The sequence below is a fragment of the Pseudomonas tumuqii genome, assembly GCF_013184545.1.
Classification (GTDB): domain Bacteria; phylum Pseudomonadota; class Gammaproteobacteria; order Pseudomonadales; family Pseudomonadaceae; genus Aquipseudomonas; species Aquipseudomonas tumuqii.
In genome coordinates, this window is sequence record NZ_JAAOJA010000002.1 from 343,713 (window position 1) to 358,015 (window position 14,303).

Sequence of the window (14,303 nt, forward strand, 5' to 3'; positions counted from 1 at the left end):
TGCGCCGTGCGCACCAGATCAGTGATGTGGTGCGCATGGCGCACCCTACGTTCAGAATCGCGCTACCCCGAAACTATTGGGTTTTAGCGGCCGTACGGCGGCTTCGGCGCAGATATCCAGCAGGTAGCCGAGCAGCTTGCGCGTATCGCGCGGGTCGATCAGGCCGTCGTCCCACAGGCTGGCGGTGCCGTAGAGCGCGGTGGACTGACTGTCGAGTTTCTGCGCGGTGACGGTTTCCAGCATGTCGAGCATCTTCGGGTCGGCCTCTTTGCCTTCCTTCAGGTGTTTTTCCTCGGTGACGATGCGCAGCACCTTGCCGGCCTGGGCACCGCCCATCACGGCGGTCTTGCTGTTGGGCCAGGCGAAGATAAAGCGCGGGTCGAGGCCGCGGCCGCACATGGCGTAGTTGCCAGCGCCGTAGGAGCCGCCGACCACAATGGTCAGTTTCGGCACAGTGGCGTTGGCCACCGCCTGGATCATCTTCGAACCGTGCTTGATCACGCCTGCCTGCTCGGCTTCCGTGCCGACCATAAAGCCGGTGGTGTTGTGGAAGAACAGGAGCGGCGTGTTGCTCTGCTCGCACAGCTGGATAAATTGCGCCGCCTTGGCCGCGCCCTGCGGGGTGATCGGGCCGTTGTTGCCGATAAAGCCGCAGGGCTGGCCTTCGATCTGCAAGTGGCCGCAGACGGTCTGGTTGTCGAACTCGTTCTTGAAGTCGAGGAACAGCGAGCCGTCGGCGATGCGGGCGATGATTTCGCGCACGTCATAGGGCTTCTTGGCATCGGCCGGCACCAGGCCGAGCAGTTCGTCGATCGGGTACAGCGGTTCGCGCCAGGTCCTCTGCGATCGTGCCGGCAGCTGCGCATTCCACGGCAGCATGGCGAGAATCTCGCGGGCGATGCGCACGCCATCGGCGTCGTTCTCCGCCAGGTATTCGGCGGTGCCGGCGATCTGGGCGTGCATCTCGGCGCCGCCGAGTTGCTCATCGGTGGCGATCTCGCCGGTGGCGGCTTTCAGCAGCGGCGGGCCGGCGAGGAACAGCTTGGCCTTGCCGCGCACCACCACCACGTAGTCCGACAGGCCCGGCTGGTAAGCCCCGCCGGCAGTGGAAGAGCCGTGCACCACGGTGATCTGCGGCAGACCCATGGCCGACATGCGCGCCTGGTTGGCGAAGCCGCGCGCGCCTTCGACGAAGATATCCGCGGCGTAGTTGAGGTTGGCGCCGCCGCTTTCGGTCAGGGCCACCAGCGGCAGTTTGTTCTCGACGGCGATCTGCTGCAGGCGCAGGGTTTTCTTCAGCCCGCTCGGGGAAATGGTGCCGCCCTTGATTGCGCTGTTGCTGGCGCTGACCAGGCAGCGCACCCCGGCGACATAGCCGATGCCGGAAATAATGCCGCCGCCGGCCTGGCTGCCGTCCTTGTCGTCGTGCAGCTTGTAGCCGGCCAGGGAGCAGAGTTCGAGAAAGGGCGCGCCGGGATCGAGCAGCAGGTTCAGGCGTTCGCGCGGCAGCAACTGGCCGCGTTTCTCGAACTTGGCCTTGGCCGCCTGCGCCTTGTTCAGGCAGTTCTGTTCGATCTCGCGAAAGCTCGCCACCGCGGCGAGCATGGCGGCGCGGTTGCTGGCGAAGTCCTCGCCGTGCACGTCGATATCCGACTGAATTACCGGCATCGCATCACTCTCCCTGCTCTTTCAGAACATCGGGCAGGTAGGCCCGATGGAAGCCGTTGTAGGCCCGGCTCTGTCCCGCTTTGGCCTTGAACAGCGGGAAGGCGCGGCTGCCCTGGCTGGCGGCGCCGTCGATGCGCACCGTGGTGCCGCTGATAAAGGCAGCGCCCGGCGACAGCAGAAAGACAATGGCCGCGGAAACTTCCGACTCGCTGCCGATGCGTTTCAGTGGTACGTGCTCGCGCAGGGTCGGGATCACCGCCTTGAACGCGCCTTCGTAGGTGTCCATACCGCTGGAGGCGATCCAGCCCGGCGCCACGGCATTCACTCGCACCCCGGCATAGCCCCACTCGACGGCGGCGGTTTTAGTGACGTTCTCCATACCGGCGCGCGCCGCGCCGGAGTGGCCCATGCCGGGCATGCCGCCCCACATGTCGGCGAGCATATTGACGATACTGCCGCCATGCTGGCTCATGCTCTGGTTGAACACCTCGCGGGCCACCAGAAAGCCGCCGACCAGGTTGGTGCGCACCACGGTCTCGAAGCCTTTCTGGTTAATCGAGGCGAGCGGTGAGGGGTATTGGCCGCCGGCGTTGTTGACCAGGTGGTGAATCTGCCCGTGTTCGTCGACTACCGCCTTGACCATGGCCTTGACCGACTCCTCGTCGCGGATATCGCAGACCTGCAGGCTGGCGCTGCCGCCGTCCTCGCGGATTTCCTCGCAGGTGGCCTGGAGCTTTTCCAGCTTGCGCCCGACCAGCACCACATGGCCGCCCAGGGCGGCCAACTCGTGGGCGGTGCAACGGCCGATGCCGCTGCCGCCGCCGGTAATCACGATGGTCTGGCCGCTAAACAGGTCGGGTTTGAAGATCGAGTTGTATGTCATTGTTCTTATCGTCCTAGTCGTAGGGTGGAAAACCGCGAAGCGTTTTCCACCAAAAGCTGGTGGATGGGTGAAGCGTCATCCACCCTACAAGGTCTTCGCCAGAGCCCTGGGCACCGGCACCGGGAATTCCAGCAGCTGTTGGGCAAAGGCCTTGCCTTGCGGGTCGATGCGCAGGCTGGCGACGCCACCGCCGCCCAGGGCATTTTCCAGCAGAAAATTCAGGCTGTGGCTGCCCGGCAGATACCAGCGGGTTACCTTGCCGTTCTGCGGGTCGAGGGTGTGCTGCATCCATTCGGCCACGCTAGCCTCGGTCAGCGCAGCGGCGATCCAGGCCAAGTACTCGGGCTTTCTGGCCATGACGCCGATATTGCTGTGGTTGCCCTTGTCGCCGGAGCGGGCCACCGCCAGCTTGATCAGCGGCACGCGGGTCTCGGGCTGGCCGGTTGGGAGCGGGGCGGCGATATCGGCGGCGACCTGGGTCGCATCGAAAGCATCGAGCCGCGGCAGGGCCACCGGGCGACGTGCGCCATCGATTTCCACTTCCAGGGCGCAGGTGCTCTTGGCGGTGAGGAAGCTGAACAGGCGGATCACCGGGTAGACGCTCGGGCGGCCGCCGATTATCCCGGTCAGGCCCGGCGCCATGCCGGTGGCAGCCTGGGCGATCTCGCGGGAGAACAGGATCAAGGCGTCCTTCTTGGCATGGCGCACGGCGATCTTGATCACGATCTCGCGGCTGTCCGTGCGCCGGCCATGGCGGCCGTAGGTGGCCTCGGCGCCGAGCAGTTCGATGCTGACTTCCTTATAGGGGCCCCAGCCGCGTTCGGCGAACAGTTCAGCGGTCTTGTTGATAATCGCCTGGCTGACCCGCTCGGCCTTTCTCACTGCATCGATGCCCGCCATCAGGCAACTGGCGGTGCAGCGGAAACCATCCGGGTAGGTGGCGCTGACCTTGTACTGGTCGGTGGGTGGCAGGCCCCTGGCACCGTGCAGTTCGACGCGGTTGTCGCCGACCTGGGTAAGCGTGACCCGGGTGAAGTCGCAGACCACATCGGGCAGAAGATAGGCGTGTGGGTCGCCGATCTCGTAGAGCATCTGCTCGCCCACGCTAAAGGGGGTGAGCAGGCCGCCGGAGCCCTCAGGTTTGCTCACCACGAAGCTGCCGTCGGCGGCGACTTCCACCACCGGGAAGCCGATGTGCTCGTAGTCCGGCACGCTGTCCCAGTCGGTGAAGTTGCCACCGGTGCACTGCGCGCCGCATTCGATGATATGCCCGGCCAGCGCGGCCTGGGCCAGCTGGTCATAGTCCTGCCAGCGCCAGCCGAACTCATGCACCAGGGCGGCGCTGACCACCGCGCTGTCGACCACGCGGCCGGTGATGACGATGTCCGCGCCCAGTTCCAGCGCCTCGACTATGCCCGGTGCGCCTAGGTAGGCGTTGACCGAGACGCAGAAGGGCGGCAGCGGTGCGCCGTTGAACATCTCCACGCTACCGGCCCTGGCCAGTTCGCCGAGCTGGGGCTGCAGGTTGTCGCCATGCAGCACGGCAATCTTCAGGTTGACCCCGGCCTCCGAGCAGGCGGCGGTCAAGGCTGCAGCGCAGGCGCTGGGATTGACTCCGCCGGCGTTGCTGATGACACGGATCTTCTTCGCCGCGATGTCCTGCAACAGCGGCGCGAGGGTCTCCACGAAATCGCTGGCGTAGCCGGCATCCGGCTTCTTCATCCGCGCGCCGGCCATGATCGACATGGTCACTTCGGCCAGGTAGTCGAACACCAGATAATCCAGCTCGGTGCCGCGCACCAACTGGGCCGCTGCGGTGGAGGTATCACCCCAGAAGGCTGAGGCGCAGCCGATGCGTACGGTTTTGCTCATGGGAAAGGTCCGCAAGACGGAAATGGGATGAATCGAAGGCTACCAAGCAAGCGCTTGGTTGAAAAGCCCCGAAGTCGATCTTTCTCAAGCAAAGTACGCCCAAGCGCTTGCTTGGGTAGCTCGCGCAGCATAAATTTCACCAATAACGACAAGCACTTGGGCAAATAATCCGGGAGATGGCCGGTAATCGCGTTTTTGTCCAAGGCCTATAGAGAGCCGGAGAGTATTTAGCGTGGATGATCAACAAGCTCAGGCGGTGATGCGCGATCTGGTGGCCAGTGGGCAGATCACCGACCCGGACAGCGCGCGCGGCAAGCTGCTGCAAACCGCGGCGCACCTGTTTCGCAGCAAGGGCTACGAGCGCACCACGGTGCGCGACCTGGCCAGCGCCGTGGGTATTCAGTCCGGCAGCATCTTTCATCACTTCAAGAGCAAGGACGAGATCCTGCGTTCGGTGATGGAGGAAACCATCCGCTACAACACCGCCCTGATGCAGGCTTCATTAGCCGAGGCGAGCAACTTGCGTGAGCGAGTGCTGGCGCTGATCCGCTGCGAATTGCAGTCGATCATGGGCGGCACCGGCGAGGCCATGGCGGTGCTGGTCTACGAATGGCGTTCGCTTTCTGAACCCAGCCAGCAATTTATCCTGGCGTTGCGTGACACTTACGAGCAGTTGTGGCTGGATGTCCTGAGCGAGGCCAGGGCAGAGGGATATTTCAAGGCCGATCCCTTTATCCTCCGCCGCTTCCTCACTGGCGCCTTGAGTTGGACCACGACCTGGTTCCGACCCGAAGGGCCGATGAGCCTGGATCAGCTGGCTGAAGAGGCACTTTCGCTGGTGCTCAAAGAGGTTTGAGCGTTCAATACCCGCTAATGGCCTTTTGGTAGCACTTTCGCGGTTAGGGAATTTCCGCCCAGCTAACACAAGGAGCCGCTTGCGGCCTGGTGTCGCTTTCGAGGTGGGTGATTTGCGCGTGCTATTCAGGGGACTGCTGATTGCGCTGGGTCTGTCGACCGCCTTGCCGGTGCTGGCAGGCGAGCAGGTGCGGGTCGGCGCCTACCATTTCCCTCCCTATGTGGTTAAACCGGAAAGCGCCGCGCCCGGGGGCGTGCTGCCGGAGTTGCTGGCGGCCCTGAATGCTTTGCAGAGCGACTATCAGTTCACTCTGGTGCCGACCTCGGTGACCCGTCGTTACCGTGACCTGGAAAGTGGCCGTTTCGATCTGATCCTGTTCGAGTCGCCGGGGTGGGGGTGGCAGGACACGGCGCATGTCGCTTTGGATCTGCATATCGAAGATGCCGAAGTCTATGTCGCGCTCGCCAAGCCGGGGCGTGACCAGGGCTATTTCGATCAGCTCAAGGGCAAACGGCTGGCGCTATACAACGGCTATCACTACGGTTTCGCCGGCTTCAATGCGGATCAGCAATTCCTTCGCGAGAATTTTTCCGCGGTGCTGACCTACTCGCATGACAGCAACCTGTTGATGCTCATCCGTCAGCGGGCGGATATCGCCGTGATTACCCGTTCTTATCTGCAGAGCTACCAGCGTCGTCATCCCGAGCGCAGCAAGGCTTTGCTGGTATCGCAGCGGGTCGATCAGTTTTACCAGCACCATGCATTGTTCCGTACCCAGTCACCACTGACGCCAGAGACGTTCGCCACGCTGCTGCTGGCGCTGAACCGCCATGGGCAACTGGATGCCTTGCTCCATCGCTACCAGTTGGTGGTGCCGGAGCGTCTGACGGATGACTGATACCACCCTGTTCGGTCAGCTTTTCCTGGGGTAGGCTGTTTTCCACGCGCCAATAGGGATATCGGGGGGTATATGTCGCGGTTGCTGCACAGGGTGGTCAGGGGTTGTGCATTAGGCGTGGCGCTGTTGGCTGCCGGGCCGCTTGCAGCCCAGCAAGTGGTGCATGTCGGCGGCGCTTTTTTTCCGCCATATGTGCTCAAGGCGGAGCAGTCGCAGCATGCCGGCTTGCTGCCGCAATTGCTCGATGCGCTTAACCGGGCGCAGAGCGATTTCCGCTTCATTGTGCGACCTACTTCGATTCCCCGGCGTTATCGGGATTTCGAGGATGGGCGGATTGATATGTCGATGTTCGAAAACCCGGCCTGGGGCTGGCAGGGTATTGCCCACAGCGTCGTCGACATGGGCCTGGAAGATGCCGAAGTGTTCGTCGCGCGGGTCGAGTCGGGGCGCGGACAGGGTTATTTCAAGCGGCTCCGAGGCAAGCGTCTGGCGCTGTTCAATGGTTACCATTATGGTTTCGCCGACTTCAACGCCGATCCGCATTTCCTCGCGAAAAACTTCAATGCGGTCCTGAGCTATTCCCACGACAGCAACCTGCTCATGGTGCTGCATGGGCGAGCGGATATCGCCCTGGCCACGCGTTCCTATGTCAGCGATTTTCTCCAGCGTCATCGGCAATACGCCGGGCAGTTGCTGATTTCCCAGCGGGTCGACCAGCGCTACCTGCATCAGGCGCTGCTGCGCCCCGCAGCCCCGATCAGTGCGGCGCAACTTGGCCGGTTATTCGAGCAGCTACGTCGCAATGGCCAATTGGCCGCGATCTTCGCGCCTTCGCAGATCGCGGTCAGGCCAGGCGTAGCGGATAGCTCAGTAACAGCAGGTGTGACAGATTGACCGCGCCGTGCAGGGCAACGGCCACGCGCAGTCGACCACTGTAGTGGAACGCCAGGCCGTAACCCAGGCCTGCGATAGTCGCGACCACGGCAAATAACGGACTGAAGGGTACATGCACGGCGCCGAACAGCACGGCAGTCAGCAGCATGCCCGGCCAGATACCCAGCCAGCCGACCAGGTGAGTCTGCAGCAGGCCGCGAAACACTAGCTCTTCGGCCAAGACCGCCACACCCAGGTTGACCGCCAGCCACAGCCACAACTGCTCCGGCCATTTTGGCTGCCAGGCGACCAGATCCAGGGCCAAGGCCAGCAGTGGTATGCCGGCCAGGGTCAGCAGCACCACCGCCCAGGCTTGTTGCGCTCGTGGTGCGCGCCCCCGGGCCTGGCCTAGCCACCAGGCCAGCAAGGTTAAGCCGACCAGTAATTTGTCCCAGGACAGGTGCACGGTGTAGGGCGCGGCATCGCTGCTGATCTGCCGTGGCATCGACAATGGCCAGGGCGCGAAACCCGGTACCAGGTGAGCGGCGAGGGCGATGCTGGCGAGCAGGCTGAGGCACCACCACAGGCGCTCGGGCAGTGCTTTGTCGGCAGTCAGCAGCAGGGCGATGAACAGCAGGCCGACGGCCAGCCCTATGGGTTGGATAAAACCCAGGCCAAAGCCCAGCCCCAGGCCCAGGATCGGCAGCAACAGACGAAGGTGTAATGGCACGGCGGCTCCTTGTCGGGGCCGCAGTTTAGCGCTGGAGCGCGGTGCAGGGTTACTCGAAATAGCGCCCGAGCAGGTGCGGATCGTCGAAGTGGGCGCGGCCGATAAAGGCCGTGGCATGCTTGCCCCACTGGCGCATGGCGCCAGGCGAGGCGACGCCGGATGGCCACAGCAGCCAGCGTTCCAGGCGCTCGCTGCCGGGCACCAGACCGTCGTTGGCGTACAGGCTGCGCCGGCCTTGTGGGTGAGGCAGCTCGCGTAACTGGTCGAGCGTCTGGCGTTGGTAGTGCACGGGCGGGTAGGGCGTGCGGCGGGCATCGACCCAGTGCAGGCGATGTTCGCCGGCGCTCAACCACAGGGTCGCCGCCGTATCGCCGTTGAAGCTCAGGCGTTGGGTCCGGCGCGCTTCTTCATCGACGTTCTGGCGCACTTGCAGGGGCGAGTCCGCTGGCAGGTAGAAACTGTGCCAGCAGCCACAGGGGTGGATGCTGTCGTAGAGCAGAGCCTTGCCCTGTTGGTCGAGGGTGACGCGCCAGAGCAAACCGTCCAGCTCGCCACCGTACAGATCCAGGGCATGGGGCTTGGGGCGCTGGCTGAACCAGAGCTGGTAGATCAGTTGCAGGTGCCAGCGGCCGTTCAATTGACTCCAGCTGCTGTGCTGGTAAAGACGCGCATGCAGCGGATTGAAATCCCGGCTGCCGTCATGCCGGTAAAACGGGCTGCCGATACGGTCACTGCGGCTGGCTTGGGCGATTTTCAGCGAGGGGGCGTGGCGGGCGAACAGTGCGTCGAGTTGCTGTGCATCCGCCTGCGGCAGGCCGAGGTCATCCTCCGCCAACCTCAGCGGCAGCGGCAACGCTTCCTGCGCAATCGGCTGGTAGCTCAACCAGTGCGCGCCGTCCGTGGGCGCCGTGGCCTGGGCGTCGGCCTGCTGCCAGGCGGCAATGCCTCGGCGCAAGATCGGCTTGAACAGCGGGTAGAGGCCCAGGCTGCGCGCCCAGTCGCGATAATCGTCGGGTACCTGTGCAGCCTCGACTGCACGGGTAAACGCCTTGGGGTCGGCGCTCAGGCGTTCGACCTGGCGGGCGCGGCAGGCGCCCAGGGCCTCTTGCCGGGCCGGGCTGTGCCAGTCGCGGCGCTGGGTGGCGGGCAATTGGGCGATTTCGATCCGGCTGGCTTCGGCGTCGCGGGCGGCCAGGTAGCGCAGCCACTGGCGGCGTTGCTGCGGGCTGTCTGCGCTGGCGCCAAGGGCGGCGAGGACTCTATCGCTGCGCAGACCGATGAAACCGGGTAATCGATGGTACTGCGCATCCCGATGGGCCTGGGTGGCCTCCGGCAATTGGCTGAACAGCACCGCGCAGTTGTCAGCCGGTGCGGCCGGCTCATGTGCGCAACCCACCACTAGCCCCGCCAGCAGGCTAGCGCTGATCAGCGTCCTTGGCGTCCTGGGCTTCCATCTCGACTTTACGTTCACGGATTTTCTGCAGTTGCTCTTCGGTTAGCGGCAAGGGTTTGGCGGTTCGCAGCAGCACCATCAAGCCGGCCACGATAGAGCCGAGAACAAGCACTATCAGTAGCCAGATATACCAAGGCATGGTCGGCTCCTCGGGGCGTGAAGTGGAGCCTTCACCTTAGCGCGCCTGGCCGGGCTTGTCAGGTTGGTAATTGCGCCACGGCCTGCAGGTTGCTGTCGTCTTTGAGCGTAACCCCGGAGAGTTGCAGGCGCAGCGCTGCGCGCGTCAGGTAGTCGAGCTTGTGTGCGGCCAGGGCGTAGGGCAAACCTTCGGGGCGCACATTGGAGATGCAGTTGCGCTGGCTGTCCATGCTGCCGACCTGCGGCTGGTAGGTGAGGTACAGGCCCAGGCTGTCCGGTGAGGTCAGCCCCGGCCGTTCACCGATCAGCACTATTACCAGGCGCGCACGCAGGGCCACGGCGATGCCGTCGCCGATTGCCACCCGGCCTTGTTCGGCGAGTACCACCGGGGTATTGGCCCAGTCAGTGTCGAAGCGTTGGCGAAACGCCAGCAGCAGTGGCAAGGCATGGCGTTGCACGGCGATGGACGACAGGCCGTCGGCGATGACGATGACCAGCTCGGGTGCGGCCAGTTCGTGCAGCAGGTGGGCGCGGCAGTCGTCGTGCAGGTGGCGGCCATAGTCGGGCCGGAGCAGGTAGGTCTGCCGGTCTTCGGCGTTGCTGTGCACCTGCAGGGTGCGAAAGCCTTCGCCCTTGAGCTGATGCTTGAGCTCACTGAAATCCAGCGGCCGGTGCACCGCATCGCGGGCCTGGGCGTGGGCCAGGCCGAACTTCAGCACCTCGCGGGTCGGCAGGCTGCAGCCGACGCGGCCGAGGGCGATGCGCGCCGAGGTGTGGGCGCGCAACTCGTCCCAGGGGTTGTGCTGGGCCAGCTCTATCTTGGCCTGGGCCAGGCGGGTCTGTTCTTCACTCATGCTTGGTGCTCCTCAGGCTGCGCCGGAGACATGCGGCAGTTGTTGCAGCAGGTGATGGCCGCGGCCGATTTCGCGCAGCTTGCCGCAGGGCTCGGTGATGGCCATGCGCGTCAGCCAGGCGTCGAATTCCGGCGCGCGCTTGAGGCCGAGCACGCTGCGCAGGTAGAGGGCATCGTGGAACGAGGTGCTCTGGTAGTTGAGCATGATGTCGTCGGCGCCGGGGATGCCCATGATGAAGTTGATCCCGGCCGCGCCGAGCAGGGTGAGCAGGCTGTCCATGTCGTCCTGGTCGGCTTCGGCGTGGTTGGTGTAGCAGACGTCGCAACCCATCGGCAGGCCGAGCAGCTTGGCGCAGAAGTGATCCTCCAGGCCGGCGCGGATGATCTGCTTGCCGTCGTAGAGGTATTCCGGACCGATGAAACCGACCACGGTATTCACCAGCAGCGGTTTGAACTCGCGGGCCACGGCGTAGGCACGGGCCTCGCAGGTCTGCTGGTCGAGCCCAAAGTGACCACCGGCCGACAGCGCGCTGCCCTGGCCAGTCTCGAAGTACATGCAGTTGTCGCCGACCGTGCCGCGCTTGAGTGACAGCGCGGCCTCATGGGCTTCGCGGAGAATGCTCAGGGACACGCCAAAACTGCTGTTGGTCTTCTCGCTGCCGGCAATCGACTGGAACACCAGGTCGATCGGCGCGCCGGCTTCGATCGCCTGGATCTGCGTGGTGACGTGGGTCAGCACGCAGCTCTGCATGGGAATCTCGAAGTGCTGGCGGACCTCGTCCATCATCTGCCACAGGCGCATCAGGGTCGGCAGCGAGTCGCTGGCCGGGTTGATGCCGACGGTGGCATCGCCGGCGCCATACAGCAGGCCGTCGAGCAGGCTGGCGGCGATGCCGCGCACGTCGTCGGTGGGGTGGTTGGGTTGCAGGCGCACGGAAAGATGGCCCGGCAATCCCAGGGTGTTGCGAAAGGCGCTGACCACCCGGCACTTGCGCGCCACCAGGATCAGGTCCTGGTTGCGCATCAGCTTGCTCACTGCGGCCGCCATCTCCGGGGTGATACCGGCGGCGACGGCGGCGAGGATGCTGCTGTCGGTCGTGTCCAGCAGCAACCAGTCACGCAGGTCGCCGACCGTCAGGTGGCTGATCAGGGCGAAGGCCTGTTTGTCATGACGGTCGACGATCAGCCGGGTGACTTCGTCGCTTTCGTAGGGGATCAGCGCTTCATTGAGAAAGGTCTGCAAGGGCACGTCGGCCAGGGCCAGCTTGGCCGCCATTCGTTCCTCGTAGGTGGCCGCCGCCAACCCGGCCAGGTAGTCGCCGGAGCGCGCCGGGCTGGCCTTGGCCAATAGGGTCTTGAGGTCGGCGAAGCGATAGAGCATGGCGCCGACAGTGGTCTGATAGGGCATACGGGCTGCACTCCAACTCGCAAACGGCTGAGGGCGCTCAGCGGCAACCCCTTGCTATTGCAGTGCCCATGCCAACATCTGATGTTTGACCTGGCAGGCGCTCCACGCAAGGCATTGGCAAGCTTGAACGACCGACGTTGCGCCATGCTCTGATTCATTTTGGTGCGTCGGTTGGCCGGCTCACGCATGAGGGCACGGGCCTAGGCCAAGATGACAAGGCGATGACTGACGACGAAGCATTCGCTCGAGGCGTGAGAAGTGTCACAAGACGGCAACTTGGCGCTGATTGAATGGCGACTTTCAATCTACCGGGAGCTTCTGCCAATGACCACAACCAGCGCTCTGGCACGCCTGCTCAAACCGGTCATGCCGCTGGCGCCGGGGATGAGCATCGCGGATGTCGCGGATCGCTTGTTGACCCCGGAGCACAAGGCCTTCCTCTCGCTGCCGATCGTCGATGCGGCGGGCTATCCGCTGGGCTTGGTCAGTCGCAGCGCCTTGCAGGATATCTTCATGCAGCGCTTCGGCCGCGACCTGCGCGGCCGTCACCCGGTGCAGGAGGTAATGAACCCGGCGCCGCTGGTGGTCAGCCTGGACACCAGTCTGGAGGAGGCGGCCAAGCAGATCACCGGGCAGTTGCAATACCCGATCACCGAAGACTTCATTCTGGTCGATGCACAGGGCCAATACCGCGGCCTGGGCACCGTGCTCGATCTGCTCAAGGCCATGGAGGCGCGCATCGCACAGCGCAATGCAGTGCTGCGCAGGGCGCTGGTCGACCTCAAGGAATCACAGGCGCAACTGGTGCAGTCGGAGAAGATGGCCTCGCTCGGGCAGATGGTCGCCGGCGTCGCCCACGAGTTGAACACGCCGCTGGGCTACGTGAAGAACAATGTGCAGCTGCTGCGTGAGCTGAGCGCACCGCTGTTCGAACTGGCCGAAGCCCAGGCGGCCCTGGCCGATTGCCTGGCTGACCCGCACTGTGCCGAAGTGCGCCTGGCCGTGGCCCTGGACAACGCCGCCAAGGCCCGCGAGCAGGCCACGCCGGAGTTGCTGGTCGAGGATCTCAACCAGCTGTTCGACGACACCCTCTATGGGCTGCAACAGATCGCCGAGCTGGTGGTCGGCCTCAAGGACTTCGCCCGCCTGGATCGCGCCATGAGCGAGGAGGTCGACCTCAACGACTGTATTCGCAGCGCCTTGGTGATCGCCCGCAACAGCATCAAGGACAAGGCCGAGGCTATTCTGCAGCTCGGCGAACTGCCGCGCATTCCCTGCGCACCGTCGCAGATCAATCAGGTGCTGCTCAACCTGTTCACCAACGCCGCCCAGGCCATCGAGGGCTTCGGCCAGATTCGGGTGAAGACCTGGGCCGAGGAAACGGCGGTGTTCATCTCGGTACAGGACAGCGGCCGCGGCATGCCTGCGGGGGTGCTGGCGCGGATTTTCGACCCCTTCTTCACCACCAAACCGGTCGGCCAGGGCACCGGCCTGGGCCTGTCGATCAGCTTCAAGATCATCCAGGATCATGGCGGCCTGATACGCGTGGCCTCCGAGCCGGGGCGCGGTACGCGCTTCCTGATCCGCCTGCCGCGCCCCCAGGCGGCCGCACTGCAACGGAGCGCCTGAAATGACTGCAGCACCGATTCGCATCCTGTTTGTCGACGACGAAGAGCGCATCCTGCGCAGCCTGGCTTTGCAGTTTCGCCGCCAATATGAGGTGCTCACCGAGAGCGATCCGCACCGCGCCCTGCAGCGCCTGAAAAGCGAGGCGGTGCATATCCTGGTCAGCGACCAGCGCATGCCGCAGATGAGCGGCGCCGAGCTGCTCGCCCAGGCCCGCGAGATCGCCCCGCAGACCCTGCGCATCCTCCTTACCGGCTATTCCGATCTGGATGCGGCGGTGGCGGCGCTGAACGGCGGCGGCATCTTCCGTTACCTGACCAAGCCCTGGGATCAGCAGGAAATGGCCTTCACCCTGCGCCAGGCGGCGCAGATCGCCGCGCGCCAGGTGCAGGCGCCGGTGGTGCCGAGCGCCAGCCTGCTGGCCGCGCAGCTCAATGTGTTGCTGCTCGATGAGGATCCGCAAACGCTGGCCGTGGTCGGCGATTTTTGCGTGGCTGGCGGCCACCGGTTGTTGCGCGTGAACAACCTGGGTGAGGCGCTGGGCGTGCTCAACGAGCTGCCGGTGGATCTGTTGGTCAGCGACCTGAAACTGGCCGGCGAGGAGGTCGCGCCCTTGCTGAAAAGCCTGGCTCAGGCCCATCCGCGCTTGCTGACCCTGGTGGTGACGCCGTTCTGTGACACCCAGGCGCTGCTCAAGCTGATCAACGAGGCGCAGATATTCCGCTACCTGCCCAAGCCGATCCGCCGTGGCCTGTTCGAGAAAGGCCTGCAGGCCGCTGCCGAACAGGCGCAGCTGTGGCGCGCGCAGCCGACACAGGTAGTCAGCCGTTTGCCGGAGATGCCGCGCGAGGAGCGTGAACGGGAAAAGGTCGGCAGTTTGCTGGGGATGTTGGGTCGCCTGCGCGAGCGCCTGACGGCGTAGACCTGCCTCGGCGCGCCACGCGACCCCGCCGCCTTCGACGGGGTGCGTAGGAAACCCTGTAGGAGCCAGCTTGCTGTGGTTCGGCACTCCGACGATGCTTTTGACCTGCAAAGATCGCCAGCA

At 64.5% G+C, this 14,303-nt stretch carries 13 protein-coding genes; 5 read left to right on the top strand and 8 right to left on the bottom strand.

Translation table 11 applies throughout. The features are described from left to right. Positions 1-51: 51 nt before the first annotated feature. The 3 genes from atuC to G9C89_RS05475 form a co-directional block, all read right to left on the bottom strand. The gene (gene atuC / locus G9C89_RS05465; RefSeq protein WP_172145823.1) at positions 52-1,668 is read right to left on the bottom strand and encodes a geranyl-CoA carboxylase subunit beta; all 1,617 of its coding nucleotides are present in this window, start codon (positions 1,666-1,668) and stop codon (positions 52-54) included. A 4-nt stretch (positions 1,669-1,672) separates the two neighbouring features. After that, positions 1,673-2,551, bottom strand: coding sequence for an SDR family oxidoreductase (locus G9C89_RS05470; RefSeq protein WP_172145826.1), 879 nt, complete (start codon positions 2,549-2,551; stop codon positions 1,673-1,675). Between the two features lie 84 nt (positions 2,552-2,635). After that, a complete protein-coding gene (locus G9C89_RS05475; RefSeq protein ID WP_172145829.1) occupies positions 2,636-4,423 on the bottom strand; it encodes an acyclic terpene utilization AtuA family protein in 1,788 nt (595 codons plus the stop codon). Positions 4,424-4,655: 232 nt separating this feature from the next. Between G9C89_RS05475 and G9C89_RS05480 the strand changes: the two genes are divergently transcribed. From G9C89_RS05480 to G9C89_RS05490, 3 genes are all read left to right on the top strand, one after another. Beyond that, on the top strand, positions 4,656-5,279 hold the full coding sequence (locus G9C89_RS05480; protein ID WP_315852789.1) for a TetR/AcrR family transcriptional regulator: 624 nt from the start codon (positions 4,656-4,658) through the stop codon (positions 5,277-5,279). Positions 5,280-5,391: 112 nt separating this feature from the next. Next, positions 5,392-6,177, top strand: coding sequence for a substrate-binding periplasmic protein (locus G9C89_RS05485; RefSeq protein WP_172145832.1), 786 nt, complete (start codon positions 5,392-5,394; stop codon positions 6,175-6,177). A gap of 72 nt (positions 6,178-6,249) precedes the next feature. Continuing rightward, on the top strand, positions 6,250-7,071 hold the full coding sequence (locus G9C89_RS05490; RefSeq protein ID WP_256674113.1) for a transporter substrate-binding domain-containing protein: 822 nt from the start codon (positions 6,250-6,252) through the stop codon (positions 7,069-7,071). On the opposite strand, the gene G9C89_RS05495 is transcribed toward G9C89_RS05490, so the two are convergent. The 5 genes from G9C89_RS05495 to G9C89_RS05515 are packed head-to-tail and all read right to left on the bottom strand — an operon-like array spanning position 7,022 to position 11,632. After that, the gene (locus G9C89_RS05495; RefSeq protein WP_172145835.1) at positions 7,022-7,780 is read right to left on the bottom strand and encodes a CPBP family intramembrane glutamic endopeptidase; all 759 of its coding nucleotides are present in this window, start codon (positions 7,778-7,780) and stop codon (positions 7,022-7,024) included. The genes G9C89_RS05490 and G9C89_RS05495 overlap by 50 nt on opposite strands. 49 nt (positions 7,781-7,829) lie before the next feature. Further along, entirely contained in the window at positions 7,830-9,176 is a 1,347-nt protein-coding gene (locus tag G9C89_RS05500) for a hypothetical protein (protein WP_172145838.1), read from the bottom strand. Between the two features lie 19 nt (positions 9,177-9,195). Next, the gene (locus G9C89_RS05505) at positions 9,196-9,372 is read right to left on the bottom strand and encodes a DUF2897 family protein (RefSeq protein WP_172145841.1); all 177 of its coding nucleotides are present in this window, start codon (positions 9,370-9,372) and stop codon (positions 9,196-9,198) included. Between the two features lie 58 nt (positions 9,373-9,430). Beyond that, entirely contained in the window at positions 9,431-10,225 is a 795-nt protein-coding gene (gene eutC / locus G9C89_RS05510; RefSeq protein WP_172145844.1) for an ethanolamine ammonia-lyase subunit EutC, read from the bottom strand. Between the two features lie 12 nt (positions 10,226-10,237). Continuing rightward, positions 10,238-11,632, bottom strand: coding sequence for an ethanolamine ammonia-lyase subunit EutB (locus G9C89_RS05515; RefSeq protein WP_172145847.1), 1,395 nt, complete (start codon positions 11,630-11,632; stop codon positions 10,238-10,240). A 324-nt stretch (positions 11,633-11,956) separates the two neighbouring features. On the opposite strand from G9C89_RS05515, the gene G9C89_RS05520 reads away from it, so the two are divergent. Further along, the gene (locus tag G9C89_RS05520; protein WP_256674114.1) at positions 11,957-13,261 is read left to right on the top strand and encodes an ATP-binding protein; all 1,305 of its coding nucleotides are present in this window, start codon (positions 11,957-11,959) and stop codon (positions 13,259-13,261) included. Position 13,262: 1 nt separating this feature from the next. Continuing rightward, positions 13,263-14,180, top strand: a complete 918-nt coding sequence (locus G9C89_RS05525; protein ID WP_172145849.1) for a response regulator — start codon at positions 13,263-13,265, stop codon at positions 14,178-14,180. Positions 14,181-14,303: the final 123 nt, after the last annotated feature.

Excerpts from the sequence above, each read along its gene's own strand:
- atuC (WP_172145823.1), bottom strand. The coding sequence starts at position 1,668 with ATGCCGGTAATTCAGTCGGATATCGACGTGCACGGCGAGGACTTCGCC.
- G9C89_RS05470 (WP_172145826.1), bottom strand. The coding sequence starts at position 2,551 with ATGACATACAACTCGATCTTCAAACCCGACCTGTTTAGCGGCCAGACC.
- G9C89_RS05475 (WP_172145829.1), bottom strand. The coding sequence starts at position 4,423 with ATGAGCAAAACCGTACGCATCGGCTGCGCCTCAGCCTTCTGGGGTGAT.
- G9C89_RS05490 (WP_256674113.1), top strand. The coding sequence starts at position 6,250 with ATGTCGCGGTTGCTGCACAGGGTGGTCAGGGGTTGTGCATTAGGCGTG.
- G9C89_RS05505 (WP_172145841.1), bottom strand. The coding sequence starts at position 9,372 with ATGCCTTGGTATATCTGGCTACTGATAGTGCTTGTTCTCGGCTCTATC.
- eutC (WP_172145844.1), bottom strand. The coding sequence starts at position 10,225 with ATGAGTGAAGAACAGACCCGCCTGGCCCAGGCCAAGATAGAGCTGGCC.
- G9C89_RS05515 (WP_172145847.1), bottom strand. The coding sequence starts at position 11,632 with ATGCCCTATCAGACCACTGTCGGCGCCATGCTCTATCGCTTCGCCGAC.
- G9C89_RS05520 (WP_256674114.1), top strand. The coding sequence starts at position 11,957 with ATGACCACAACCAGCGCTCTGGCACGCCTGCTCAAACCGGTCATGCCG.
- G9C89_RS05525 (WP_172145849.1), top strand. The coding sequence starts at position 13,263 with ATGACTGCAGCACCGATTCGCATCCTGTTTGTCGACGACGAAGAGCGC.